This window comes from Pseudoalteromonas luteoviolacea, from assembly GCF_001696455.1.
Taxonomy (GTDB): domain Bacteria; phylum Pseudomonadota; class Gammaproteobacteria; order Enterobacterales; family Alteromonadaceae; genus Pseudoalteromonas; species Pseudoalteromonas luteoviolacea_C.
Genome location: NZ_MAUJ01000011.1, coordinates 96,679 through 121,468, shown reverse-complemented (window position 1 = coordinate 121,468; position 24,790 = coordinate 96,679). Strand labels below are relative to the sequence as shown.

Here is a 24,790-nt window from a genome sequence, read left to right as displayed (position 1 = left end):
GTTTCTCTCTAATTTATGATTGTGCGTTTTCTAAAGCGAGTAGTCTAAGTTCTTGGTTTAATTGACGGTGCATTGTGTCTAGCTGCACTAAAGTAATATCTGCAAGCTCGTTATCTAACAGCATATTGAAGTTATCTACACCTGGTTTTACTTCAACGCTATTGGAAGGTAATTGCGCAAGACTCAACGTGACACTTTGTAAAATCTTTACATCCGGTGTTCTATAACCTAACGTGCGGTTTGGCTCAGAATACACACCCAATAAAATTAAGTTGTTGTCACTGCCCACTGGCTCATCGATTTGAATAAAAACGCCAACTTCTCTGATTGCATATTCAGGGGCTGAAATCTTTTTATCGAACAGGGCCACAACTGTAACTTGATGGTTTTCATCCGTCTCATAGTTATCATCACGAATGGGCTGAAGTTCTCTAAGATTTTGCAAGCTCGTTTGCGTTTGAGTTGGTGTATAGCTTGCGTCACCAAACGCCATATGACTTATTTGCGCTTTTTTACCATTGGCTTTTGCCGCTAATAAAGCATCTAAGCCAACTTGGGTAAACTGCAATGTTAATGCAGACATTAAGCAGCTCCTTGTAAGTTAAAATGTTGATAAATTATTTGCCGCGTAACGTTCACTAAATACTCATTCCCAATGCCGTTACTCGGTAAAATCCCTTGTCCTGCAACACTGATATGTGTTGCTTGTGAGCTATGCAAAGCGCCACTCACACAATAAGCTTTGTGCATTTTCTCTGGTTTCACACCATTGGCCGCAACAATGTAATGACCAGATTGATGTGAATTTGTCGCACCACAAACCGAACTAACGCCTGTGGGCTTTGGGGGTAGAACGCCCTTGCCTGATATGGCTAAAGAACCTGATTGGAACGTTTCTGCGGCTCCGATTGATGCCGTATGTTGCTTAAACTTAGGCGGTTTAACACCAACTCCATGAGGCGCATCAATACGTTTAAAAACCGCTGAGGACACAGCGCCCACAACACCAACTTGCTCTGTAAATGCCAGTCCCAGTTGTACGTCAATGTGAATCGAGCCACGCTTTACTGACTCAACAATACGGCGAACACGCTTTAACATTTGGGGGGTCAGCATTCCTTGCTGGTACTCATCCAAATTACTATTTATAAGCGCCCAAACTTGTACCGTGCCACGCGGCAATTCGTCGAGATTTTCTCCCTGCCACCACTCTCTAATTTCCGTTTTAATATTGAGGCTATCGAGCGCTTTTTGTAGAGCGAATGGCGTGCCTTTGACTTGGTGAACGGCAAATGCATCACTTATCACCTGTCGCTTAAGTTCTTCATTCCAACTTTCATCCCATTCATCAACGGATACCGACCATGCCAACCAGGGCAATAGTGGTGTCGGGCAAAGAAACGGGTCCCAAAGACTTGAAATCAGTAGCCGAGCATCATTGAGCACGCAAGCAGATTTCAGCTGAGTTCTTTTTTGAGTATCTGCTGCACTCGGATCCCAACTCTCGATGGCAAGCTGCGCTGCCATTGCATTTAATTGTGCGTCATGACAAAACTCTGGGAAATCGATTAACGCAAGTAGATGCTTAGTTTGACTCTGTAATAACAGTTCAGGATTAACTAGTACTTCTGATGGCGGCATGTAACATAACTTTGCCAACCAAACCAGTTGCGCATCGCTGCGTGAAGATAACCTCAGTAGTGAGATCAATAACTGGCGAACCGAATTATTCGGTACCAACACATCACTTAATGCTTTGGTCAGTATGGTGGCATTTGAGGGCAGTAACTTATTCATAGACGTTTTCCATCGTTACTGTCACAGACTCACAGTATGGTGCTTCTGTTGGTAAAACGAGGACATCGCTCACAGGGCTTATCAGCGTCACATCTTCAACACCAGATTGATGCAGTGCCGCATAAATACCTGCTCGAGTCACTTTTTTACCGAGATATTGTCTAGATTTACAATATTCCAATACAGCTTGCTTAGCTGTCGTTACTAGCGTCTCACCTGAAGGACCATATAAAATTGACAACTCTGCTTGTACCGTAAACGGTTTAATGTGCGCCTTGTTGACGACTACCCGGTCGCCTAAAGGCCTTACTTTAGAGGCTACTTCGTCGACTTTGGGTTGCGCTCTTCCTTGAGCCGCAAAATACTTCTGAACAGATTCAATTAATGCATCGCTCGCATAACCATTGCCAACATGGCTTAATATGGTTAGTACAATGTCACATGGCTCTGGACTATGTACTGCCACATCTTTAATCTCAGCGTCACAAGACATCGTATGATAGATATATGACTCACTACTTCCCGCCGTATTCAACCCATCAAAGGCCAATTGAACGCGTTGCTTAAATGCAGTATCGGATTCATATGGCTGCGTTTTTCGCGTTATATTGTATCTAGCAGCAATCGCATCTAAATCATGCCCTTGCGCTGAAGCTAGCATGTTTCCTGTCACAGCATCATTGATATTCTGCGCTTGTAAAATTTGTTGATAAGCTAAAGTCTGCAGTAGCATTGCCACCGGATCACTTTCCAGTGAAAGTGCAGCTTCATATTGCGGGTTGTCTTGCAAAAACTGCGCTTTTAATTGCTCATATAAAACTTCAAAATCGAGCGATTTAATTAAATCAGGAACAGGTACTTTAGATAAGTCCAATTTAGTGAAACCACTCATAATTCTTCTTCCTTAAATAAAAAAACCACACTGTAATTAGTGTGGGTTTTGATTCATGGGATAACTGTGTAAGCTTTTACAAGCTTAGGCATATGTTACTGATTTTAAGGGTTTAAAACAGGTCATTCTTGACCGCCTTAAATCAGCAATAAATCCCCCAAATAAAAAAGCCACATTCGCTTATATTTTAACAAGCTGTGTGGCTTTTAACTTAATTTCATTAGGCGTTAAACTTCCCTCAAGTTTAGGTGTATTTTACTGATTTTAATGCTTTAAAACAGGTCATTATTGACCGCCTTAAATCAGCAATCCCCCCCCCCAAATAGAAAAGCCACATTCGCTTATATTTTAACAAGCTATGTGGCTTTTAACTTAATTTCATTGGGTGTTAGGCTTTTCTCAAGCTTAGGAGTATTTTACTGATTTTAAGGCTTTAAAACAGGTCATTCCTGACCGCCTTAAATCAGCGATAAATACCCCAAATAAAAAAGCCACATTCGCTTATATTTTAACAAGCTACGTGGCTTTTAAATCAATTTATATTTTGTGTTAGGCTTTTTCAAGCTTAGGGATATTTTACTGATTTTAAGGCTTTAAAACAGGTCATTCCTGACCGCCTTAAATCAGCGATAAATACCCCAAATAAAAAAGCCACATTCGCTTATGTTTTAACAAGCTATGTGGCTTTTAAATCAATTTAGATTTTGTGTTAGGCTTTTCTCAAGCTTAGGTATATTTTACTGATTTTAAGGTTCTAAAACAGGTCATTCGTGACCTATTTACAATAATAAATCAAAACCCTAAAACTCAATAAAAGAAACCCACTCGGTATGGCCAAGCGGGTTTTGGTTGTGGAATAACAGTTCTGCTGCTTTCTCAAGCAATATTGATACTAACCCGTTTATTGGGAATAAAACGGGTCATTGTGCAGGTTTTACAATGAAATATTTACATCAAACTCAAAATCATCTAGCTCAGCTTGCGTTGTAAACTCAGCAATAATGACTTCTGCTTCATCACTTGCTTTTCGTAATTGCTCGCGCTTAGCCAATAACTCTTGCAATTGAGACTTGCTCAGTCCCAGCGCGGCTTGATCGCCAGATAATTCCGCAATCAACATATGCTCTTGTGCTTTTTGCACACGCCATTGTTCATTACCTAACTTATTAAATACAGCTTCTTTAATCTCTTGAAGCTTGTCTACCTTTGACGCCTCAAACCTTTCCTCTGCGAGTAAGATCTTTTGAGCTTCATAGGTTTGCTTGAAATCAGCCACTGTCGTGTCATTCCACGCAACCCCTGTTTGAGGGTGTACTAACCAATAGTTACCATCAATCTTCATGCCTTTATCGGCAAAATATTCACAACTCATAATTTCTCCTTAAAATGCGCGACAAGTACGGCCAAGGCCATATTGGTTATAGGTATAGTGCTCGTTAAGAATCCCGGCACCTGAGTAAGGGTTAATACAACTGATCGCGCCACCTAATATGCCGCAATCGTAACCTGCATGGTACGCTCGTGCTTGGTATGAATACATGCCCAGCAGCTCACCATCAAAGGTTTCAAGCACCACTTTTACCTCCGAATCTGGAGAATATGTACCGTTTGCATTCTGAGCCTTGTAGTGACCCGAGCTATTACTAAAGAAGTAGTTAATCGGCTCTAGGCGTTTGGCTTGTGTAAAACGATAGTGCACACTATATTTGTGCTCCCCCATTTTCGTGACACCATTGTAGCGACCAAAGAAGCCATAGTAGCTCGTGCCATAGCCAGATACCGTAGTTTCAGAATGATTGTAACTATTGATGCCATATGGCCATTGCATATTGTGATAGATAAACTTAACAACCGTGAAATCGCCAGCATCAACATAGGCTTGAAGTTCTTCTGCATTGGCGATGGCTGTATTTGTCACGATATTCCCATCGCGGTACTTCTCAACTAATACAGATGTGCCTTCATCCACCATAACCAAGCAATGCTTAGTATTATCATACAATACACCCACTTCATTGTAATTGTGACTGGTTAAAGTACTCACTCCAAACTGATCTGTTGCATTTAAGTTCAACTTAGGCTTGGTAATAGAAGTAAAACCAGATGATTTACAGAATACGCCACCATAGTTAGCCACGGCTGTAGTCTGAGAGTCCTGTGTACTGTAAACAATCTCATATTGAATATCCGCAGAGTTATTTTTACTTGCCAGAGGGATATATGCGCTGGTGCCATAGTAGTAGATTTTACTGGCTGGATTTTGCTCAAATGCATTTGAGTAAATAAAACTGGTGTGCGTGGTGGTTTTTTCTGCACCATTGGCACTCAATTTTAAAAACTCTAGGCGACATTGCTCTGTGTTTGCATTATGCGTAAAACCGGGTCTAACAACATGTGTTTCACCGTTACTGTCATACACTGCAAATACAGGCGTCGATCTACGGTTATTCGCCGACGTACTAACACTGTCAATAGGCGTCATTGGCATCAAAGGCCTAATTTGCAATGAATTATTTGTCGTCTGTAAAGACTCTACTCGATTTAAGTTGGGAGCCATCGCATCCAACAAGTCAAGTTTAGATGACTTATTTCCTAAGTCGGTGCTAGTTTGAGTCAACGACTCAGTCGCTGTTTGTAATGCAGCGCCCGTTGATTGCGAGACCTGCTGAAGTGCACTAGTCGCATCATTAATATGTGACTCAGCAACTGCAACAACAGCCTGTTCAAGCTTTGTGTTGTCAGTCAATTTAGTAATAGCGTTACTTACTAGCGCCTGCTCTTCTGCAGTTAAAGGCTGGTTGCCCTGCATATCAGCAACTAGCTTATCTACCATGACTTGCACGGCATTTTGTATACTCGCCATAATGTCCTCTTATATTGTTAATAGTGGTTCGCCGAGTAGCTGGTTTAGCTTTACTCGTCTAAGTTTTTCGTTCAACAGCTCATCTTGCTGGCGACGAAGGTTGGTTTGCATGTACATAAGCCTGTCCACACCGGTAAGTGCGTACTTTATGCGTAGTACATCCTGTTGTAGTAAATTGTCTGGATGGGGTAAGGGCAGAGAGTAAAATGGGGTTTTATCATCGGTCATAACGCCCCCTAAACAGAGAATGCACGAAGTGAGCGCACTCTTGGCCTATCTATATGAGTGCCAGAAAGCACTAATTTCACTCGTGATTGCGCATCGGCAAGGTTAGAGTATTCATAATTACAAAGTAACCAGCCATCCCCTTCAGGTTGCGTTGTTTTCAACGGAATGTTTAACCATTGCCCTTGCTGTTCGATAAACACTTCCACTTTTGCAGTGCCTGGGAGTTGAGCTTCAAAACTCACTTTTAAGCTACCACCTAAGCGACAAGGGATTGCTCGCGTGACATAATCAGCATCGTTACTGACTTTGCCCAAAGCGGCTTGAACACTGTCAAACAGCACAGGAGATTGTGTCGTTGTCCCAGCTAATTTAGCGCGCACTTTTAGCGTTTCATTGAGCATATTTGGTAAACGTAAAGCCTGAGATTCTTGTAGGTTAAACGTTCCACTTTGCGCGCCGCTAAATTCAAAGTGCAGCTGTGTTTCACTGCTTGGTCGTTCTATTGCCGCCATTGCCAACAGGTCGCTATGTTCCGCTAAGTTAACTTCACCCAACTCGACACTGCTCTCTGTGCTAGTAAATCGCGCAGCTTTCAGGCGAAAGCTTAAGTCTCTGTTTTGATGTGGTGTCCAAGTAGAGGCATTACTAGAAGAAAGCAAGACACCAACTTGATACGGCTGGCTGGTAACCCAACCGCTGTTTCGGTCAAATTTGCCGAGCTCCGCAATAGCCACTTCATGCGTCGCATCATCACTCAAAACAACAATTGCATATTCCTGACCTGCATTTAGTGATACAGGCGCAAACTCAAATAAAGTCGGCCCACTGGCCTGTAATTGACTCACAGACAAAGATGTTTCAGCAATTACCGTATCATTTGGTAAACCAAGGTCAGTTTCTCGGATCTGAACTCGAACAGCTTTCTCGCCTATTTTCTTAAACCACAGCTCTACGCCAGCAATAAAGCGTAACTCTGGTAACGTAAAGGTTTGCGCAAGTGGGTCAAAACGCCACTGCAATACGTTATTTACTCGACGTACTGTTTGCGTACGGATTGTGCCACTACCTGTATAAGTGGCCTCCCCTCGTGAGCCTTGTGCACCAGTAAAGCGAACAGACTTACTGCCCACAGGCACATTGCTAGGGATATAAAATCGGCCAGATAATCGGCCTTGCGCATCGGCTTTTATGGTCATTGTCCCTCCGGAATAACTGTGATGCCATCAAATGTGAGTTGCTCTAATGCTTCGTCCTTGTCAAACCCTGAAATGGAGAAGTTAACCCAGCGTCTTCTTAAGAATTCAGCTTGGCGTGTTGAACTGCTTACTACTTGAGTTGTACTCACAGTTTGAGTTCGAACCCTAATACCTCGCCCGCCCCAGAATCTACGCGTAATTGAACTGGCTACATTCGTGTGCGTTTGTGTCCAATGATCTACGCTTGGGGTAAGACGGACGTCTGCCGGAATTGGCTCAAATGCCATATATGGATTAATCTTCATACTGCCCGTCTGCTTAGGCTGCTCTAAGATATCTTCCAGTTCATAGGGCAATGTCAGCGCGCGTCCATTAGGCACTTGTAGCTGGAATATTTCGGCTTGTAATGGAAGCACCAATTCTCCATCTACAACTGCTGCTGTTTGCTCAATGCCCGCATCTCGCATGTCATCATCAATAAACGGGTCAACAAAAACACCATATTTACTTGCAGGGTCTTGGCTATTGGCATCATTGCGTAAACGCTCAATAGCGAGCAGCTGATACAAATCCCCAATCTGAGTCTGCATATGCTCCAGCTGAGACATAGAGACAGCTCTTACAGCTAGGTTTTCAATCAAGGGCGCTTCACTACTTAGCCACGACTGCGTGACTTGAGCTAATGCCAAGTGATGGGCTGGCGCTTTTGGAGCAATTGGAAACTGATGTGCAGCCTGACCTTTGATACGTTTGATTTGGCCAAACCTATCAAGCACGATGAGGTCTACTCGCGGCCTATACCATTGATAGTCAATGGTCACTAAGGTGTTATCAACTATTTGACCGCCATCGGGCAATTGTCTATCTAGCTTAAAGCCATGTTCATCAAATTCCACAATGAGCTGTTTACGGTAACGGTAAGTTACTTCATATAAGCTGCCGCCCGCAGGCTCCTCACCACTGAGCTGCCACTGATATGATTGCGTAAAAAGATGAAATCAGCACCTTGGGTATATGTCGTGTCCCCTTGCGTTATACTTAAAATTTCCAGCACAGACTCATCAGGAAGTAAGTCTTCACCACCGGTTAACTGGCCACGGGTTAATTGCGTCACTTTTTCAACAGTGACGTTAACTTCATCAATTGATCTCACCGGAAAGAAATCCGTATCCATACGCATCATGCCCTGATCATCGGCTTGAAAAGTTTTTGGCTCCTCTTTGACTTCACCAACGTCAGGATCATAGTCAAATTCAGTGGTTCGAGAGGTTGCAAAGGCGACTTCATAACCCTCAATATGCGCTTTACCTTCTTCAAGGCTAAAGCTTTGTATATTTTGTTCAGCGCCTCGATAACTTAACGCCATACCCTGTACAACATAGCTGCCACCATTGGCTTCACGGTCATATCGAGCTAAAGCCTGAGTCACAGCATCTAGCTGAGGTGGCGGTTGCTTAATAATTAAAGTGCCTTGTTCTATTCGGTGTACAGGATAAAATGCTTCATCAGGACCCAGAGCATCACTGAGCAAACCCCATTGACAGATTTGCTGCAAACGCGCAGCGCCGGGCTCATCAAAGTTAATCGCATCGACTGCCGGGTCCCGTAAGCTAGGGTCTTGCTCTTCGGTGATCACTTTGTGAGTCAACCATACACCCACATCAACAGTCGCAGACATATCAAGGGGTACAACACCACTCGGTACAGGGCGTACTTGACCGGCCATGTATACATCACCTTCAGTGATCAGAGCACTCGCAGAGTCAGTGTCGACAACCAGTTCACCACCTTTGACTAAGTCACCATCTTTAAGCAAAACATCTGCTACACCTTTTAGGTGATGGCCCACTTGAGATTGTAGGTCGTTTAACTCTCTACTTTGCAGACCTTTTCCAGCTCTGAACAGCAGTCGTTCGTAGCCAGAATCCGCATGAAATTTTTCATAATAATCGTCAAGCATAAAAAACCTCTAAAAACTCACGACAAATTCAAAGCTCTCTCTCACACCTTCTTCTCGTACGAGTGGTGCACGGTGCTCAAGCAATAATAAAGTACCGGGAGATGCCACTTGATCGGGCTGCAAATAAGACAATCCATCAGGTAGTTCTGGGAGTTGTTGCGTTCCAGACATCAAACCTAACTCTCGAACCGTCTCGCCCACACCATCTGCAAAGTCAAAAGTGAATTCGCAGTACAAGTGCTGAGTTGGTTGATCGGAAAGACTAAAACGCCCCCCTTGAATATGAATATCGCCTTGATCATCAGGGTTACAAAAAGCAACTTTTCTCGCCTTACGATAGCCAATAGGTGCCGCTAGCTCAGTCGCAATAATGGGTTCAGCCGGAGGAGATTGCCACGATGAATCACCGCGTCCCCAAGCCAAATAAATAGGAGTTTGTGCAATAGATTGAGCAAACAGTGTTCGCCCTGCACGAGTCAGAATAGCCAATGTATTTCCTTGTTTTACTTAACTCGATTTAACTTATTCATGTCTTCACTAAGTAATAAGAGCAATTCAACAAGGCTGAAACTTCATATACAGCTATTGGGGTTTACCCCTGCTATTAAATTTATTTAGTGGGAGATCTGAATATTCAAACCGAATTTAGGTTAATTTATGAGTAATAATTGAATTAATCAGCGTAGCGCCTGATGAAAGGTGATGACCTGAGGGTATCTTGTTTCAGACCACGCTGACGACTGCCAATGACCAAACCACTGAGCTTGGCCAATAGTGTATGCGCGACTTGTTTGACGGCTATGTGTGTTAGCCGACTGAAAGCTATGCACGATTGAATTACTTAACTGCATAGTGCCAAGCACTTGAGAAGAGTAACTTTGCCAGCTACTATGTTGCTTGCGCTCACGCGAGCTGGTAGCTGAACCTGGTGCATCAATAATTGCTTCATGTTCGCGGCGTGTACTAATACGTAGTAACTTGCCGTTTTTAAGCCGGTGTCGATAGCCTGAATGATCGCTAAGCAATGTGCCAAAACTGCTTGCAGATAACTTAAGCTCTCTTAAATCAAGTCTATATGTGACACGCACTAACTCACTTCGCGCTGGTGCACTTAGCTCCGCTAATTGAGCCATCCGTTCAACATCATTTAGGTCAGGCATCTGATTTAAATGACACTGATAGCGATAGAAATGCCGATAGGACGTAGACTCTTCAACATCTGACAGAGAAAAACCAAGCCAATCAAAGGCCATTTCTAAGCTTTTTTGTGTACCACGGATCCTTTGCCAAGCGAGGCCTTGCTGTAAGACTTGATCTAAATCGTCGAGGTAAGGAACCAAGGCACCTAAACCGTATTCCCAAATAAGCCATGGAAGTAGGGATTGTTTAGGGTGGGACTTAAAGCCACGCAGCAATTGCACTCCCTCACCTAAAACGGCTTCAAGTTGGCCATGCTTTACAACAGCTGATTGAAGATCTGTGTGATTAATGGGGAGTAATGCGTCGCTATCAGTTTTTAAGTGATGAGACATAATTGAATTTGCCCTAGTTGAGCATATTGATTGGAAGCTATATCAATCAAAGAGTTAGGTGTATGTATTTCTACATGTTTAACACCTTCTACATGGAGTTGAGCACTAAGCCAACTCGGCGTCATCGCAACACCAAGTGCCATCGTCTCCTGCCAAGCTTCACGTAATTTGCCTTCTAATTGAGTAAACACCCAATTTGGCACATTATCTTGTAGATAAATATCCGCTTTGACATCAATCGACACCTCTTCAGCGTGATTAACCTCGACCTGATCGGTTAACACTTTAACCTGATCGCTCAATATGTGGTTTCTCACTTGCTGCAAGAGCACATCTGCATGCTCTTTGACTTGAAATAGAATTGAGACGCGTACACGCCCCGGAGTTGGACTATCCACTTCAACATCTTGGATAGTGTTAGGTGCAGCAGATAACGCTGCATTTCGGTAATGATCTTTACTGCCTGCAGTACTGGACGCCAATGTTTTTTGCCGAATGCGAAGACGGTAGTTACCGTCTTCTTCACCCTCGGCACGCGCTAGACCATAAAATACACCAAGCTGATCTAAATCACCGCCTTTAGCCGTTGCCAATAAGTTAGCATAGGCGGCTTCGTTAATTCGCTGACGCAACAATAGCTCTCGATAGCTTTCAACTTGCAGACATACTGTCAGTGGATCGCTTTCAAGCTCTAATGCATCAGCGTATTGCGGAGCGAGTGATTTAAACCTTTCTTTACGCGCTTGATATATAGTTTCATAGTCCAGAGATTCAATGATGTCCGGCGCAGGCAGCGCAGAGAAATCAAAGTACTGGGAGTTCATAGTGGGTTCTTGGGTTAGTTAAAATCTTTAAGGTTTGATGATATCGGCTACACCCTGTGCGCGCGTCGAAATTTCATCATATACACGAGTAATGTCTTTGTGTTGATAAGGGAATGTCAACTGATTAGCCAAGTGCTTATCTAACAAAGGCGCAAACATATCAGCTGATGGTTTTGCAGCTGCTTTTACTTCTTCAAGTGATGTAGCAGCCACAATTGCTTTGCTTAATTTGGCAAATTCAACGAGAAGTATATGTACTGTGTCCGAAGTTGTACCAAGTAAAGAATCAGAGTCTGCAACTGCATAATGGATACGGCTGCGTTGCGCTTCTTTTTCATATACGACGGAAGTATCTTTGAATTCAGATTCAATATTTTCAGTCATGCTTCACCTATGCTGGAATTCGAGGGTAGTTAACAACGCGGTCAATCGCAAAATTACAACTGCCACCAAATTGAATGATGTTTTGAGGCTGTTTATCACCAGGCTCAGAAACTCCGTCAGACACAACGTTGACCAATCGAACAAATAAACTGCTGTAGGTATGCAACCCAGAGATTTGCATAGAAGGAATATCTCTCACGGAAGAGCCATTCCACCAACCGCCGGTAAGTGAGACATTAATATCAACACCTTGAGATGCAATATTTTCATTGATTTGCTCGCTGGTTGCCTCAGAGTTAGTCAGAATAAACTGCATATATGTGCGGCTCCAGTCTCGCGCATACTGTACAGGAGATTCGCTATAGCCCGGCGAATATGAGTAACCCGCGACAGTATGTACTTTGGTCATTTTATTTGCCGCAGGATAAGTATGAAAGCCGCTCCAATCTCCACCATTTGGTACCCTAACCCAGATTGACTTGGACTCGTCATTAGGGTCTGCTACCAAAGCATTATCTTGTACTAAAGTATCTTTCGTATGCACTTTGCGATCATAATAATTGATACGCATATCCGCATGACTCTGCGCCAAGTTCAAAATCGCTTGGCTAATGCGACTATCCGCTGTAGAAATAGCAGTATTTACGCCAGCTTGCGCATTAGTAAGTGCCGCATCAATCGTGCCCATCTTGTCAACAACTGTACTCGTCAGTTCATTATTAGCTGTAACAAGTTCACCATTAGTGGCGTGCAGCTCGGTAATTAGCTGTTCAAGCGTTTTTGCTTGTGTAGACATCAATAAGTTTCCTTTTAAATTGTATTTTTGTTTCAATCCAAAGCTAAGCAACTCTGTGCAAGCGTTTGCTTTGGACAAATAAGGGAAAGAGAAAAGTAGCCGCTATGATGGCTCTTTTGGCCATTCAACGTCTTCGACAGATGAATAAGTTTGCGGTATTGCGCGTAGCGCTTTGCGATAAAGGGACCATTGCTGCTTCATATCATCAGAAAGGTCGATATCTGACATTTGTGTGAAATCAGACTCAGCAAGTAATTGGTTTCTTTTGGTTCTAATCGAGCTCCATTTAAGCTGATCAATTGCCTTTTCGGTTGCGGCAGAGTCGAACCCCAAAGATTTCAAATACTGGTAGTCTTCTTCGCTGTTGATTACACCAAAAACCGTTTGGCCACAAATAGTAATATCCATAAAACTATACTCCTAAGTAGTCACAACATGTAAGCTATTAAATACAGTGTGTATTTGGTTAGAAGACTCAGAGTAAGTAAATACTCCCTCAGGAAAAGTGCTTTGCCAGTTGTTTACAAAACAACTACCCGCATACCGAGATGCAAAGGCAGTTACTTTTTTACCTGCTGGTGCTTCGGCATTCTTCAACCGAAAACGACTCAACGAAATTGAAGAAATACCGCGCGCACTCGTGTAACTCCCTTGCATTAAGGTCAGGTGAGCATTGCCGGTTATATCCAAAAATGTTGATTCGTATCCACCTATATGAAGGTTTGCGCCCGCCTTTGCATACATCAGTGTTTTATTACTGGACATCGAAATGCTACCAGATGCTCCACCCCAGTTAGAAAACTGCAAGCTACCGTGGGGGGCGCAATTAAATACCGTTGTAATTTTGTCATCTAGATGGATTTCATTACCAACGAATCTAATCTCAACAGCTCTTCGGCCTAAATCAATTAGTTCATCGATCACAAATGGCGTGCTCTTGCCGTCTGGTATCAATTGAATCGTGCAAACGCAATTTTCAGGTGTGCTTTCGATTGCGCGTTTAATCGACTTAAATGGCTTTGCGCTAGTACCATCAGCTGTCACATCATCTCCTTGATGAGATACATAGTGATGAGCATCCATCATGCCATTGACTCTGCTTGGTAAAGCTTTAAGCTCTGAGTGCATGCTGTTGAGCACACTTGAAACTTCTGACGTTAGGCTGCTGACATCTAAACTGAGTTTGGTATTTGAGCTTGTTAGCTCAGCCATTCTTTGCGTAATACCAGCCATGTTAAGCTCCTACAGCCAGTAGACGTTCATTGAACTGTATTTGCCTATGATTGGATTGAACTTGAGCCGTGGCCATCTGCACCTGTGCAATTGTCATCGCTGCAAATTCATCAGCATAATAGAGGCTCAAATCGCCTGTTACATTGAAATCAAGGCTATCTGGCGGAACAGCCGACAGTAATAAATCAAACCCTTGTACAATTTTCGCTATCGGAGTCTGATAAAAAAGCACATTTTCGGGGTGAGACCACACCGCAAATAATGTTCGCTGACTTTCGTCTGCATGATCATTGAGATAGAAGCCGACCTCTTTGACTGCATATTGCTTATCATCAGTGAACTCAGCAGTCACATGAAACTGGCCGTTACCGACAACTTCTGCACCAGATACTGGTGCCGTGTTTTTTGGGCTTTTCAAAGCAGTTTGGTTTCTATCAGGTGTATAGCCTGAATCACCGACTGCAATATGACCAATTTGGATTTTAACCCCTTGTTCAAGGGCACTCACCGCTGCATTTATCCCTTGCTGGGTAACAACGGGTGTATATACATTCATATATGTACCTCAGATTAAAAATTAAGCGTAATATTTTGAATTGAAACGGTGTACGCACCGCTTGCTATCGAACTGCTAGTTGCAAAGTTTGATGTAGGATTATCTCGCATTTGAGTTTGCGACATATGTGTCGACATTGCTGTCGTAGATACAGTCACCAAGTCGGTAAAGTTTGCACTTGGCGCATCTTGAAATAGATCTATCGCCACTTGATTTGTGTGACCGCAAGTGAATACTTGTATATCGCTTAGATTGAAATCGATGCTTGGATTATCACTAAAACGTGTGACTTGTAGGTTGTTGGAATGGGCACTGGCCAAACTGCCGACATTTACAGGAGCAAAGTTAAAAATAGGTTCATCTCTATTAAGCGCGACTTGAACCGTAGCACTTTGAGCACCCCCAATCACTTGAATGTCAGCACTCAGGTTAACGCCAATTGTAAAGTCAACTTGGGTCCGCTGTGGCTTGGTCGCGACGACTGATTGCCACATTTGTGCCTGCAATTTGGGGCTTAAAAACGTATTGCCGTTGCTGTCTAGATTTTCATTCGCAATCGCCAACAACTTAGCGCTATGCGGAACACCTCCATACTGCCACCACTCCTGCAACTCAACTTTTGCGTTGAGGACATTAAGCGAATTATTAACTGCATTCACAGTCCCTTTGTATCTATGGCGTGGCACGCTATCCGCGATGACTTTTCGCTTCACGTGTTCTGGCCAGTTGCTATCCCAGACATCCACGCTCAGTGCATCAGCCAACCAAGGGAGAAAGCTCGCTGGACATTGAAATGGGTCCCATAATTGGTGGATATTCACTGGGGTCTGTAATATGCGATCACTACAATGCTCTAGTGCAAGCTCAAGTGCAGTCGTATTTCCCAGCAGAGAAAAGTTAGACATGCTCTTCCCCTAACTCGATATTGACTGAAGAGCAAAATGCCGCTTGGTGTTCTTTTATTGATATATCCCACTGCGGAGAGTGTAATTCAACTCGCTGTACCCCTTCCTGATGAAGTACCGCATACAAACCTGACAGTGAAATATCATGGCCTAGCTGATGATGTTGATTCAGCCAAGCAGTTAAACTTTGCTTTGCTTCATTGACCAATGCTGCGCCATCCATCCCAGGATAAATATGCAACGTTGCATCGAGTGCAAATTCAACGATCTCTGCCGATTTGATGTGAACCCTGTCGGTAAGCGGGCGCACATTGTCTTTATTCAGCTGCGCCTGAACTTGCTCAATAATCCCTTCCGTTGCTTGACCATTTCCTTGGTCAGTTAACAGCGTTATTGCGACATCACCGGGCATTGGCTCTGGTGGTATTGCTCCTGTCAATACATCAGGTGTTAACCCTGCATCGTTTGTACACACAAGTAGCCTTGCACTTGGGGGCAGTAAATTATTAACTTGTTCAGATAAATCAACGTATGCAAATTGCGGCGCGTCGACGAATACATCTTTAACGTGCTGCGACCCCTTCATCGCATGAAATGCATAAGCGCCTGCGGGCCCCGCGGTACTAAATCCCTCCAAAGCAAGTGCGATACGCTCGCGAAACCTCTCGTCACTCTCATACTCAGCCGTCTGAGGTGGTATTTTGCTATCGTCTGCGGGGACCAATAATACGCGCTCAACCCCAAAACGATTCCCAAGATAATCCAGTTCGCTACTTGTTGCATTTGCTAAAAGTACACTGTGGGCGCTCTCGTTAATCCGTTGACGCAGCAGTAACTCACGATAAGTAAAAGACTCCACCAGCTTTATGACCGGGTCGCTCACTAAATTCAACTCAGCGTTTGGGAATCGCGTTTTAAAATCATCTAAAATCTCAGCCCTAATCTTTTCAAAGCTTAAAGGTTCAATGAGGTTTGGCGCCGGCAAACGGCTGAGATCAATGGCGCTAAAGTTTGTCAATGACATAACTAAGCTCTTAATTAAGTATTGAGAAATACCTGACTAAATCCTAGTCAGGCACATGGGGAAGTTTATAAATTATGACTTTGGAAAGCTTGCTTTCACACTGGCTCTTGCATCTAGCCAAGCCTGTTTCGCGTCAATGGTGGCCTGCGCATTGTCACCAAGTTCAGTTAAATTAGCCATATAGTCAATAAACAAATGGTCGCTTTTTTCTTTGTATTCAAATAATCTTGATTGGGTTATTTCTTCTTCGGAATAAACAACTTCGTAATCTCCATCTGCATACCCTGCCAGCTCAGCAACTTCTTTTGCTGACTGCATGCTATGAATACCGCTCGCAACAATTTTACCTGTCGAAATTTGTTTTAATACTGCCATGTTTACTATCCCTAGCTTGCTTCTTTGACGTTGTTATTGAAAAACTCTGTAGCGTCTGTATGTGAATATGGGTGACCCACGTCGTTTGCCCAAATCATATTGTTACCATGATCACCCGTACCAACATAAGGTAAACAGATCGCGACTTTCATTCGCCCTTTGCCTGAGAACAGTGGAGAGTGGTTTCCACCCCAACCAGTTCTTGTTGAATGCTTATAAATCCAGCCTTTCCCTAAGTCACTCTTATCAACTTGAATGTTTGCTACACGGTTTGCCGCAGGATAAAAGTTGATACCATCAGAACATTCCAAAACGTTAACCCAACAACTAGATTGAGTTAAAAACTCACCACGACCCCATCCAGTGTAGGTGTCAACACCTTGACTTAAAACGAAGAAATGACCTTCATTAGGATTACTATCTCTGCCCTTGATAATCTCGACATCAAACAGTAGCACCTTGAAATTACTACCATAAAAGTTGTTTTCAGTGCGTTCGCTACCCAGCGCTCGAGTTAAAAACTCCCCTTCAGGTTTTAAACCATTTTCAGCTAGCTTGCCTACTGTCAGCTTAGTCACAGTACCCGACGCCTCAACGCCATAATCAATCCAACAGCGCCATGGTTTGCTATGTGAAGTGACCATATCTACGGCTACATTATCTTCGCCTATCCCATTAAAATACTTGGTATCAACCAATAAGTTTGGCGCTAAAGGTAATGCCTTTTGAAACTCACTTATCTTTGCATCAACCGCTTGTTCCTTAGCTGTTAAACGGCTCTCCAAAACCGCATTTTTTTGGTCAATCTCAATGGCTTTCTGTGCCACTCGATTATCAATATCTTCAATTTTTGTATCCACCACATCACTGAGCTTTTCTGCAGCTTCAACGACGCGGGCAATGTCTTGCTCTAAGGACATCACTTTACCTCCGTTTTAAAATAAAAAAGCCCACCGAGTTGGTGGGCTGAGTTTGTTTATAATTCTGTATGCTGATTAAATTACAGCGTATTTGTCTGCATTATTTCAGCAAATTGCTGACGCCATGAGCACGCGTTAGTGCTTCATCTAGCGCTGCTGTTTGACCTTTTATTTGATATGGTAATTCAACCTCACCACTGGCAACTTTTCCTTCAATTGCGCCAATGACATTTTTCAATGACTCTGTTGAGGCGCGCATTTCAGCTAGGGAGTTAGCTTGCGATAATTTGTTTACAAAGATGCTTAACTCATGGAGCAGAATATGGGAGATATCTGACGTTGAACCCAGCAAACTGCCTTCATCTGCAATTCGGTTGGTAATTTTTTGCCTCTTTGTAATTCGCTGATTTCTTTCAAGGATTTTTTGTTCATTTTCTGTCGACAACTGGTTTGCAATCATATTATCCATCATTATTGTCCTTATAATTATAGTTCTAATTCTGTGCTTTCAATGACTTCGATATCACCAGGTTTAAGTACCGTGCCATTTCCTACATACATGGAATCTACACTGAGGTTTAAATAGTATTTATCTTCGATAGTTAGTCGCAGATATATGTGACTGTCAGTGCCAACATATGAAAATGGCTCATGCGTCCCAAGTTCTTGCTTGAAACCAAGAATATTCCCTTGGTTATAGCAATACCCAACAAATGTTGTGTCCACCAGTTTGCCTTTGTGGAATTCATAGCCATTTACTTTGATATGGTACATATGATTGTCTCTATCTAGCCGATAAGGCAGTTTTAAATGAATATATGTACCACCAACTGCAGCTGAGAAATACCGAGCAATATCAATACTTCGAGTGCCTCTTCCACCGTCGCCGATAATTTGTTTACTTTCTAGTGCCTCATTCACTCGTGACACTTGCTGAGAAATTGTTGAATTTATCTCAGCCACTTTGCCATTCACCGTGCTGTTAATATCTTCAATTTTTGTATCCACAATGCCAGTGAGTTGCTCTGCTGCACTGACTACATTTGCAATGTCTTGCTCTAAAGACATAAATTACCTCCAAGTAAAAAATAAAAAAGCCCACCAAATGGCGGGCTTTACGTTTAGGTTTAAGAATGAAAATTCAAAATCAATAAGGTGTGCTCAAGACCCTATTGATACTTAGTTACTGCGCTTTAAGGACTGCATCAACGCCATTAGCACGCGCGATAATGTCAGTCATTACGTCGCTTTGACCTTTCGTTTGATAAGGGAAACTAAGTTCACCATTGGTTACTTTTGTTTCCACGCCGCCTATCGCTGTTTTGAGTGATTCCGTAGACGCACGCATTTCTGCCAGCGTTTGAGCTGCACTTAACTTATTCACAAAAGCGCTCAGCTCATTTAGCAATAGATGTACAGTATCCGATGTCGTACCAAGCAATGATTCCGTGTCTGCAACTTGCTGCTCAAGCTGAGTTCTTACTACAGCACGGCTTTGTTGCAAAGCCTCATCGACAGTCAGCTCCACTGAAAATGTACTCTCTTCACCGAAATTTTCTGCCACCAGCTGTGCAACAGCATGCTGCGGCATACTTGCATCAAAAAACTGCTCTGTAGCTTGTCCATTTACAATTAGTTTAGCCATTTAAGTTATATCTCCTTGACCTTATGCAATCACATCATGAGTATCGTCGCCAATATAGGCGAACTGACCCCAAGCTTTATCGATAGGTACATGACCAGTGACAACAGCAGGTAGTGCAACTTGTATCACACCTGTTTGATCTGCGGGTAAGTTCTTGCCTGGTACATATGGATGACAGTGTGTATAGTGATTTCGACTACTATGCCCGATATGCACACCGCATACCTTTGCAGCCTCACCCGCTTTTAACCCGGTACACCAAAACCCTGTAGGCACAACACCACGAATATGTTTCACGATTGCACCCGCCGTAATATGTGTAGGTCTTCTCAAGTATTGGTACATTAAATACGCATCGATGTGGCTGTTTTCACCACCTCGGTTTGGTGCATATTCCAACTCCCAAATATTAAAGTTTTGCGCAAACCACTTAGTATCAGAATTAATCGCTTGTAAAAACTCTCTCGCAAGAGGGGTACGCTGATTTAACTCAATACCCGTTTCGACTTTTTCTAATAAAGTCGCTTTAGTGACAAAACCGCCTGCCCAAGCCTCAGGGAACGAACCTGCTTGGTTTGCAACTAATGCTTGGTTTTTGGTAATTCGAAAATGCGATTGGCGCTCTTCATACGAATTAAGCAGCGCGTCTGCGCTAGCAAGATGCGCATCTACCTTGGTTTTAGTCTCGGCCACAGCCGAGTTCAACTTATTGGTGATCTCACTGATCTGATTGTCAACTGTTGCCGTCAAGCCTTCGGTGGCTTCAACGACGCGAGTTATATCCTGTTCTAATGACATTAAATATCTCCGCTATAAACAAAAAAGCCCACCAATGGTGGGCAAAAGCACTATCAAAAAACTAATTAGTCATGAAATTTAGGATAACGAGCTTGCACAGCCTTTCTAGCAAAAAGCCACGCTTGTTTCGCTTCATTTGCTTCCAAGCTTTGCTCACCATATTCAGCTTTGGCAGCTAAATATTTAAATGCGAGGCCATCGCTTTGCTGTTGATAACCTAAAATTCGCGCCGCTTGACACTGAGCTTGTTGCTGCAAAACCTTCGCTTCTTGCATCAATTTCAACGCTTCTTCTGCGAGCGTCTGTGCACGCAAGTTATCTTCTTTTTTCATAGACCTTCCTTACAAAATTCCTTTGTCAATTAATGCAAACTTTTGTTTTAAGTGACGATACATATTCATGATTTGAGAGCGAGCCATTTTGGCAAGCTCTGGCGCGATTAAGATATTAAAATCTACGCCTTTATCGATAATGGTAATGGCATCGCCAGGCACACCCGTCAAAGTAAGGTCAAACGCCAACAATAAATCTATGTCATTAGACTTATAAGCAATTGGCTCGTTTGCCGAGTAAACCGCAAACAATACATGACGCACTTGGCCATTAACTTCTTCTTCGGTATAAAAACCAACTTCATTGACGAAGAAGCCATCACCAGCAACTTTTGAGTCATCTCGAACAGTCAAATGTAACTGTTTTTGATCCTCAAAATACTCTGCATGGTCGATATCTAGGCGATACTTTTCATCTTTTAGGTTCGTGGTGTTTTCATCAACTTGATGAACACCAGAGCCTATTCCTATTTTTGTGATCTTGGCTTTAAAACCTTTTTGCTGTGCTCTGAACACAGCAGCAAGCCCCGCTGAGGTGATCACCGGCTGTAAAATCGTGCTCACTATTGCACTCCTTGTTTTCGAAATGTTTAGGTTGCAGTAACTGCATTTAGATACAAACGACGCACGGTCGTTTGCTTTGCACTTTTCGAGATTGCGCCAGCCATCTGGCAACTAAACTCAATAAAGCGCGAAGGCATGGTTTGCTCACTGCGAATGTATGTTCTGACAACTTGTCCGGAGCCCGTTGACAACGCAGCGCCAAAACCCAGTTTTGCGCGTGCATTCAAGCTGCGTACATTCGCAGTGCTCACACGCTGGCGACTAATCAAAGGCACTTGTTTTCGAATGACAAGGGCGCATCCTGGCTGAGATTTTGCTGTAATAGCTCGCTCTGATGAAGATGCTGCATAGTGGCGGGAAGCGGCTGTGCGATGCCCAGAGATGGCACCAGCGAGTGAGAGTGTATTGCTGCCAGCACGACGCTTCTCATGCGGCATAACTTTGGCATAAAGTCGATTACTTGCAAATCCGTGCGCTGAACTGGCAACGACGGCTTGCGACGACATTTTCATACCAACTAAAAAATCAAAATGTGCGCGCTGTGGCTTTGTCTGATTGGTCACTCTGTAAATGGCATCATAGAGTTTCTGATCTAACACCACTGCGCGGCTGGTGTAAGGTATTTCGTTTGCCCAAGCGATAAAGGTAAAAGTATAAGGCTCACCACTGTGATGTGGTGCAAGATATACGTCATCAATATCCTCAAACCATTCAAAGAATTCGATTTGCAAACCGAGCGATTGTAGGGCCCTTTTAACGGCCCCAACTGTCCCTTTGTGTTTATGGATAGAAACTGAGTGAGCAATCATTGACCGCTTAGTTTCTACTGACCATGTTTCATCCCATTCATCAACCGAGAGCGCCCACGCCAACCATGGTAACAATCCTTCTGGGCAAGTAAGCGGGTCCCACTGTGAGCCAATACTCTCGGGGATCACCCGTTCGGTATTAAATTGCGTTCTGTTTAACGCGAGGCTCTGTTCTAATTCACTTTCCAGTCGTGTTTTATTCACTGGCAATAATGACGGATTTCTCATCTTTTATGCCTCTTCAGGAAAAACTAGATCAAGGGTCAGGCGATACGCCTGATTTACACTGGGTTGCAGATCTTCTGTCGGTGTTAACAGTTTTACTTTGCGTACCCCAGGTTGATGAAGTGCATCAATGATACCCGAGTGTGGTACCTCGGCTCCGAACTTGAAATGGTTCAGAATAAATGTATCGAGCGCTTGCATGATTGCTAACTCTACCTGCGCCTTGTTAGCCCCCACATTCAAGTAAACTTGCGCAGATAATGGGATTAAAGTTGGCATGACCAAATTGACGATAACTTCATCGGTGATTGGCCTAATATCCTCATCATTGAGTCGCGCTTCTATATCACCTTTTACTTCATTCGCCTGTGCCTCGCTCATCGTATCTAACAAAGCATACACATTGACTCGACCGGGTTGTTCAGAGTCAACATAGACATCATGTACTAAATGACTGGCTGAAAAAGTATGGTATTCGTACGCCCCACGAGTACCAGCCATGCTATAGCTTTCCAGTGACATAGGGATCCGCTGTCGGTAACGCTCGTCTTCTTCGTGTTCATCCCTTGCAATACCAAACAATGCACCTAAGTGATCTAAATCATTTCCTGCGGCAAAAGCCAACATCACTGATTTGGCGGCATCGTTAATACGCTGACGTAACAGTAGCTCGCGATAAGCAGCTAACTCCAATAGCTTTATGGCGGGATCTGAAGCCAATAAACTGTGTGCGGGGATTTTTTCTAATAAAGCTTGCTCAATTTGTTGATAAATCTCCTCATAACTAAGCGCTTCAATAACCTGAGGAAGTGGCAATTTAGCTAATTCTATAGCAGTACTCAAAATTCGTCTCCTTGCTAAATTTTTTGCACACGAACGCACACTCGACTCTATCAATTAGTGCCGACTATCTTCAGTGCTTAATTACAAAGTTGGAAAAATGTAGGCTCCGTAAGAGGTTTACAGGCCGTTACGTTTGGCGCTTAATAAGGCATCAAGCTTTTCATCAATAGAGTCCAAACGTTTCTCTATACGCTTTTGGTCTTCTTTACGAATTTGTTTTAAATGTGCAAGCTCTTGCTTGTTGGACGTAATCCGTTTATCCAAATCATTTAAATACAAAATTCCAGAAACCACCAAAGCAATCGTCGTTAAAATATGGGCTAAATTTAACTCCTTTTTCATTTGCCAATTGTCAGGCTGTCTCACTTAGCGACTCCTTTTATCTTCTCAATCGTTCTCAAACCTGCTAAACCAAGCATGCCCAAGGTCAATTCAAGCATCACATCAAGTGGTAACTCTGGTGCGCCATATTGTGGCAGTACCCATTGCAAGATGGGGTTTATTACAAATGCAAACAGAAAACCTAAACCGCAAACCCACATCAAAAATGGTCTCGCCCCTGCGACAAATGCACTACGATGGCCCGCTTGGACTGAATTGATTTGCGCTTGTATTTCACTTTGCTTTGCCAGCATGCGCGCCTTTAAAACTTGCTGCTCAAGCACCTCTTCTTCACTGGTGTACAGATCGTCAATAATATTTCCGACAATTTGTAGTGGTTCGCGAACATCACTTACAAATAAGCTGGCTAACCAACTCATGACTGCCACTCTCCAGTTAACATTTGTTGAGCTAACTCTTGTGCTCGATTAGGCACTTGCTTCGCCCAACGGCTGTCCAGCATTTCTAACGCCGCTTCTTCGAACTTGCCATGCTCGACATGCCCTAACATCTTTTTAAACCCCATTACACCTTGCAGCCCAATATTGAAGGCCATATTGGTCAGAACAGCGAGGCGGGCTTCATTACAATGACTTACATTTATGCGGCGCTTAACCCCAGCTAGCGCGTTTTGTACATCTTGAGCAAGCAAATATTCTGCTTCTTCCTGATCAACGCCTTTGCTATCCAAGTTTCTGCCATACCCGATGGTCAACTTACCACCCGTGCAGTAATACGGGTAGCGCCGATACCCTTCATGCTTTTTTATTTGCTCCACTGTATTCATAATTGACATTTATTTTCCTATTCTAATAACTAAGCTCCAGCATTAATGCTCTTTCAGCTTTAATTAACCAAAACTCGGCCGAACGTTTGGTATCAAAGCCAAGCATTTTTGCGGCTTGACTTAGCTCCATGTCCAGTAAGTATTTGGCTCGTATTGCACGAATACACTCTGGTCGCAACTTAGCTATTAATTGTCCTATGAGTTCAATTTCCTCAGGGACACTCATCATATCGCTAGAAAAGTAATTACTTCGCCCACCGCCAGTTTGCTCTGTAACAGCTTGACGGCTAAACCCTTTACCAAGTTCGCGTTGACGCCAAAACTTTCCCCAACGTCTAAGTGCACTTCTGATCTGTTTAATGGTTATCTGAGTTGCTATCATTTAGCTTTCCTATTACTTCTAAAATATCTAATGAGTAAACATCTTCTACTAAGCCAACTACATCATTCCACTTAGGGCTGTATTCCTTATTTTCCCAGCGCCGCAATGTGCGTTCTTCGATACCGTAGCTAGCTGCAGACTCTGCTTGAGTGTATCCACGTAAACGTCTTGCAAAACGGAGTATCTCAGCCCCAAGTGGAGCTCTTCTTTGCTTAAAAATCCTATTTGGTGAGTAACTTAACTGCATCATTGCTTTCCTTACCGAGTTTTCCAAATGAGCTTATAATTATTATTTTTGTCGCTTTATAATTGATATTTTCCGTCTAAAAAGGTTCGAAAATAACCTCGTACTTGAGACTATTAAAAAATTTTTCTGATTTATATGATGAGGTGTTTAATTATTAAAGGTACATTGATTAACGAGGCGGTTAACAACTGCCCCCTTCGTTTTGTAAATAAATTTGTGGAAGAGTTCATTCTATAAAATGTAACAACTTTACTTCGTAGCTTTGCCGAGCATAGGTAAATAATACCGTTTT

General features: G+C 43.1%; 32 protein-coding genes and 1 pseudogene. All 33 read right to left on the bottom strand.

Translation table 11 applies throughout. The features are described 5' to 3' along the window. Positions 1-13: 13 nt before the first annotated feature. Positions 14-583: a phage tail-collar fiber domain-containing protein gene (locus A7985_RS22570; RefSeq protein WP_065792679.1), complete on the bottom strand. Its 570-nt coding sequence runs from the start codon at positions 581-583 to the stop codon at positions 14-16. Beyond that, positions 583-1,797, bottom strand: coding sequence for a phage tail protein I (locus tag A7985_RS22565; protein ID WP_065792678.1), 1,215 nt, complete (start codon positions 1,795-1,797; stop codon positions 583-585). The genes A7985_RS22570 and A7985_RS22565 overlap by 1 nt, the downstream gene beginning before the upstream one ends. Continuing rightward, positions 1,790-2,689: a baseplate assembly protein gene (locus A7985_RS22560; RefSeq protein ID WP_065792677.1), complete on the bottom strand. Its 900-nt coding sequence runs from the start codon at positions 2,687-2,689 to the stop codon at positions 1,790-1,792. Before A7985_RS22560 ends, A7985_RS22565 begins: the two co-directional genes overlap by 8 nt. Before the next feature lie 934 nt (positions 2,690-3,623). After that, positions 3,624-4,061, bottom strand: a complete 438-nt coding sequence (locus A7985_RS22555; protein WP_065792676.1) for a hypothetical protein — start codon at positions 4,059-4,061, stop codon at positions 3,624-3,626. Between the two features lie 9 nt (positions 4,062-4,070). Further along, entirely contained in the window at positions 4,071-5,552 is a 1,482-nt protein-coding gene (locus tag A7985_RS22550) for a hypothetical protein (protein ID WP_065792675.1), read from the bottom strand. A gap of 9 nt (positions 5,553-5,561) precedes the next feature. Further along, entirely contained in the window at positions 5,562-5,780 is a 219-nt protein-coding gene (locus A7985_RS22545) for a hypothetical protein (protein ID WP_063372384.1), read from the bottom strand. Positions 5,781-5,788: 8 nt separating this feature from the next. After that, the gene (locus tag A7985_RS22540; RefSeq protein ID WP_065792674.1) at positions 5,789-6,976 is read right to left on the bottom strand and encodes a hypothetical protein; all 1,188 of its coding nucleotides are present in this window, start codon (positions 6,974-6,976) and stop codon (positions 5,789-5,791) included. Further along, positions 6,973-8,936: pseudogene (locus tag A7985_RS22535) on the bottom strand (DUF4815 domain-containing protein). Before A7985_RS22535 ends, A7985_RS22540 begins: the two are co-directional and overlap by 4 nt. 9 nt (positions 8,937-8,945) lie before the next feature. After that, positions 8,946-9,425 carry a hypothetical protein gene (locus tag A7985_RS22530; RefSeq protein WP_065792673.1) on the bottom strand — a complete coding sequence of 160 codons (480 nt, stop codon included), beginning with the start codon at positions 9,423-9,425 and terminating at the stop codon, positions 8,946-8,948. 188 nt (positions 9,426-9,613) lie between these two features. Continuing rightward, positions 9,614-10,468 (bottom strand): phage tail protein, encoded by an 855-nt coding sequence (locus tag A7985_RS22525; RefSeq protein ID WP_065792672.1) that lies wholly within the window; start codon positions 10,466-10,468, stop codon positions 9,614-9,616. Further along, positions 10,453-11,292 carry a baseplate assembly protein gene (locus A7985_RS22520; protein WP_065792671.1) on the bottom strand — a complete coding sequence of 280 codons (840 nt, stop codon included), beginning with the start codon at positions 11,290-11,292 and terminating at the stop codon, positions 10,453-10,455. The genes A7985_RS22525 and A7985_RS22520 overlap by 16 nt, the downstream gene beginning before the upstream one ends. Before the next feature lie 27 nt (positions 11,293-11,319). After that, complete coding sequence (locus A7985_RS22515) at positions 11,320-11,676, bottom strand: hypothetical protein (protein WP_065792670.1); 357 nt, start codon at positions 11,674-11,676, stop codon at positions 11,320-11,322. Between the two features lie 7 nt (positions 11,677-11,683). Further along, on the bottom strand, positions 11,684-12,472 hold the full coding sequence (locus tag A7985_RS22510) for a hypothetical protein (RefSeq protein WP_065792669.1): 789 nt from the start codon (positions 12,470-12,472) through the stop codon (positions 11,684-11,686). A 102-nt stretch (positions 12,473-12,574) separates the two neighbouring features. Further along, positions 12,575-12,880 carry a tail fiber assembly protein gene (locus A7985_RS22505; RefSeq protein WP_081225465.1) on the bottom strand — a complete coding sequence of 102 codons (306 nt, stop codon included), beginning with the start codon at positions 12,878-12,880 and terminating at the stop codon, positions 12,575-12,577. A gap of 12 nt (positions 12,881-12,892) precedes the next feature. Further along, positions 12,893-13,705: a hypothetical protein gene (locus A7985_RS22500; protein ID WP_063372376.1), complete on the bottom strand. Its 813-nt coding sequence runs from the start codon at positions 13,703-13,705 to the stop codon at positions 12,893-12,895. A 1-nt stretch (position 13,706) separates the two neighbouring features. Beyond that, the gene (locus A7985_RS22495; protein ID WP_065792668.1) at positions 13,707-14,261 is read right to left on the bottom strand and encodes a phage tail-collar fiber domain-containing protein; all 555 of its coding nucleotides are present in this window, start codon (positions 14,259-14,261) and stop codon (positions 13,707-13,709) included. Positions 14,262-14,275: 14 nt separating this feature from the next. Continuing rightward, a complete protein-coding gene (locus A7985_RS22490; RefSeq protein WP_065792667.1) occupies positions 14,276-15,166 on the bottom strand; it encodes a phage tail protein I in 891 nt (296 codons plus the stop codon). Beyond that, positions 15,159-16,190 carry a baseplate assembly protein gene (locus A7985_RS22485; protein ID WP_065792666.1) on the bottom strand — a complete coding sequence of 344 codons (1,032 nt, stop codon included), beginning with the start codon at positions 16,188-16,190 and terminating at the stop codon, positions 15,159-15,161. Before A7985_RS22485 ends, A7985_RS22490 begins: the two co-directional genes overlap by 8 nt. A gap of 72 nt (positions 16,191-16,262) precedes the next feature. Further along, the gene (locus A7985_RS22480; protein ID WP_065792665.1) at positions 16,263-16,565 is read right to left on the bottom strand and encodes a hypothetical protein; all 303 of its coding nucleotides are present in this window, start codon (positions 16,563-16,565) and stop codon (positions 16,263-16,265) included. A gap of 11 nt (positions 16,566-16,576) precedes the next feature. Further along, a complete protein-coding gene (locus A7985_RS22475) occupies positions 16,577-17,485 on the bottom strand; it encodes a hypothetical protein (RefSeq protein ID WP_065792664.1) in 909 nt (302 codons plus the stop codon). Positions 17,486-17,585: 100 nt separating this feature from the next. Beyond that, the gene (locus tag A7985_RS22470; protein ID WP_141685421.1) at positions 17,586-17,957 is read right to left on the bottom strand and encodes a hypothetical protein; all 372 of its coding nucleotides are present in this window, start codon (positions 17,955-17,957) and stop codon (positions 17,586-17,588) included. Positions 17,958-17,971: 14 nt separating this feature from the next. Further along, positions 17,972-18,553, bottom strand: a complete 582-nt coding sequence (locus tag A7985_RS22465; protein ID WP_065792663.1) for a hypothetical protein — start codon at positions 18,551-18,553, stop codon at positions 17,972-17,974. A 115-nt stretch (positions 18,554-18,668) separates the two neighbouring features. After that, the gene (locus A7985_RS22460; RefSeq protein WP_081310681.1) at positions 18,669-19,130 is read right to left on the bottom strand and encodes a hypothetical protein; all 462 of its coding nucleotides are present in this window, start codon (positions 19,128-19,130) and stop codon (positions 18,669-18,671) included. A gap of 21 nt (positions 19,131-19,151) precedes the next feature. Beyond that, entirely contained in the window at positions 19,152-19,928 is a 777-nt protein-coding gene (locus A7985_RS22455; RefSeq protein WP_065792662.1) for a hypothetical protein, read from the bottom strand. A 65-nt stretch (positions 19,929-19,993) separates the two neighbouring features. After that, positions 19,994-20,260 (bottom strand): hypothetical protein, encoded by a 267-nt coding sequence (locus A7985_RS22450; RefSeq protein WP_063359593.1) that lies wholly within the window; start codon positions 20,258-20,260, stop codon positions 19,994-19,996. A gap of 9 nt (positions 20,261-20,269) precedes the next feature. Further along, positions 20,270-20,824 (bottom strand): phage tail-collar fiber domain-containing protein, encoded by a 555-nt coding sequence (locus A7985_RS22445; protein WP_065792661.1) that lies wholly within the window; start codon positions 20,822-20,824, stop codon positions 20,270-20,272. A gap of 26 nt (positions 20,825-20,850) precedes the next feature. After that, the gene (locus tag A7985_RS22440) at positions 20,851-21,861 is read right to left on the bottom strand and encodes a phage tail protein I (RefSeq protein ID WP_065792660.1); all 1,011 of its coding nucleotides are present in this window, start codon (positions 21,859-21,861) and stop codon (positions 20,851-20,853) included. Positions 21,862-21,864: 3 nt separating this feature from the next. Beyond that, positions 21,865-22,701, bottom strand: coding sequence for a baseplate assembly protein (locus A7985_RS22435; protein ID WP_065792659.1), 837 nt, complete (start codon positions 22,699-22,701; stop codon positions 21,865-21,867). Between the two features lie 117 nt (positions 22,702-22,818). Next, positions 22,819-23,067 carry a hypothetical protein gene (locus tag A7985_RS22430; protein ID WP_141685420.1) on the bottom strand — a complete coding sequence of 83 codons (249 nt, stop codon included), beginning with the start codon at positions 23,065-23,067 and terminating at the stop codon, positions 22,819-22,821. Beyond that, positions 23,064-23,462, bottom strand: a complete 399-nt coding sequence (locus A7985_RS22425) for a 3TM-type holin (RefSeq protein WP_176716788.1) — start codon at positions 23,460-23,462, stop codon at positions 23,064-23,066. Before A7985_RS22425 ends, A7985_RS22430 begins: the two co-directional genes overlap by 4 nt. Beyond that, the gene (locus tag A7985_RS22420; protein ID WP_065792657.1) at positions 23,459-23,878 is read right to left on the bottom strand and encodes a glycoside hydrolase family protein; all 420 of its coding nucleotides are present in this window, start codon (positions 23,876-23,878) and stop codon (positions 23,459-23,461) included. The genes A7985_RS22425 and A7985_RS22420 overlap by 4 nt, the downstream gene beginning before the upstream one ends. Before the next feature lie 13 nt (positions 23,879-23,891). After that, on the bottom strand, positions 23,892-24,251 hold the full coding sequence (locus tag A7985_RS22415; protein WP_065792656.1) for a hypothetical protein: 360 nt from the start codon (positions 24,249-24,251) through the stop codon (positions 23,892-23,894). Continuing rightward, positions 24,226-24,501, bottom strand: coding sequence for a helix-turn-helix domain-containing protein (locus A7985_RS22410; protein WP_065792655.1), 276 nt, complete (start codon positions 24,499-24,501; stop codon positions 24,226-24,228). Before A7985_RS22410 ends, A7985_RS22415 begins: the two co-directional genes overlap by 26 nt. Positions 24,502-24,790 lie beyond the last annotated feature (289 nt).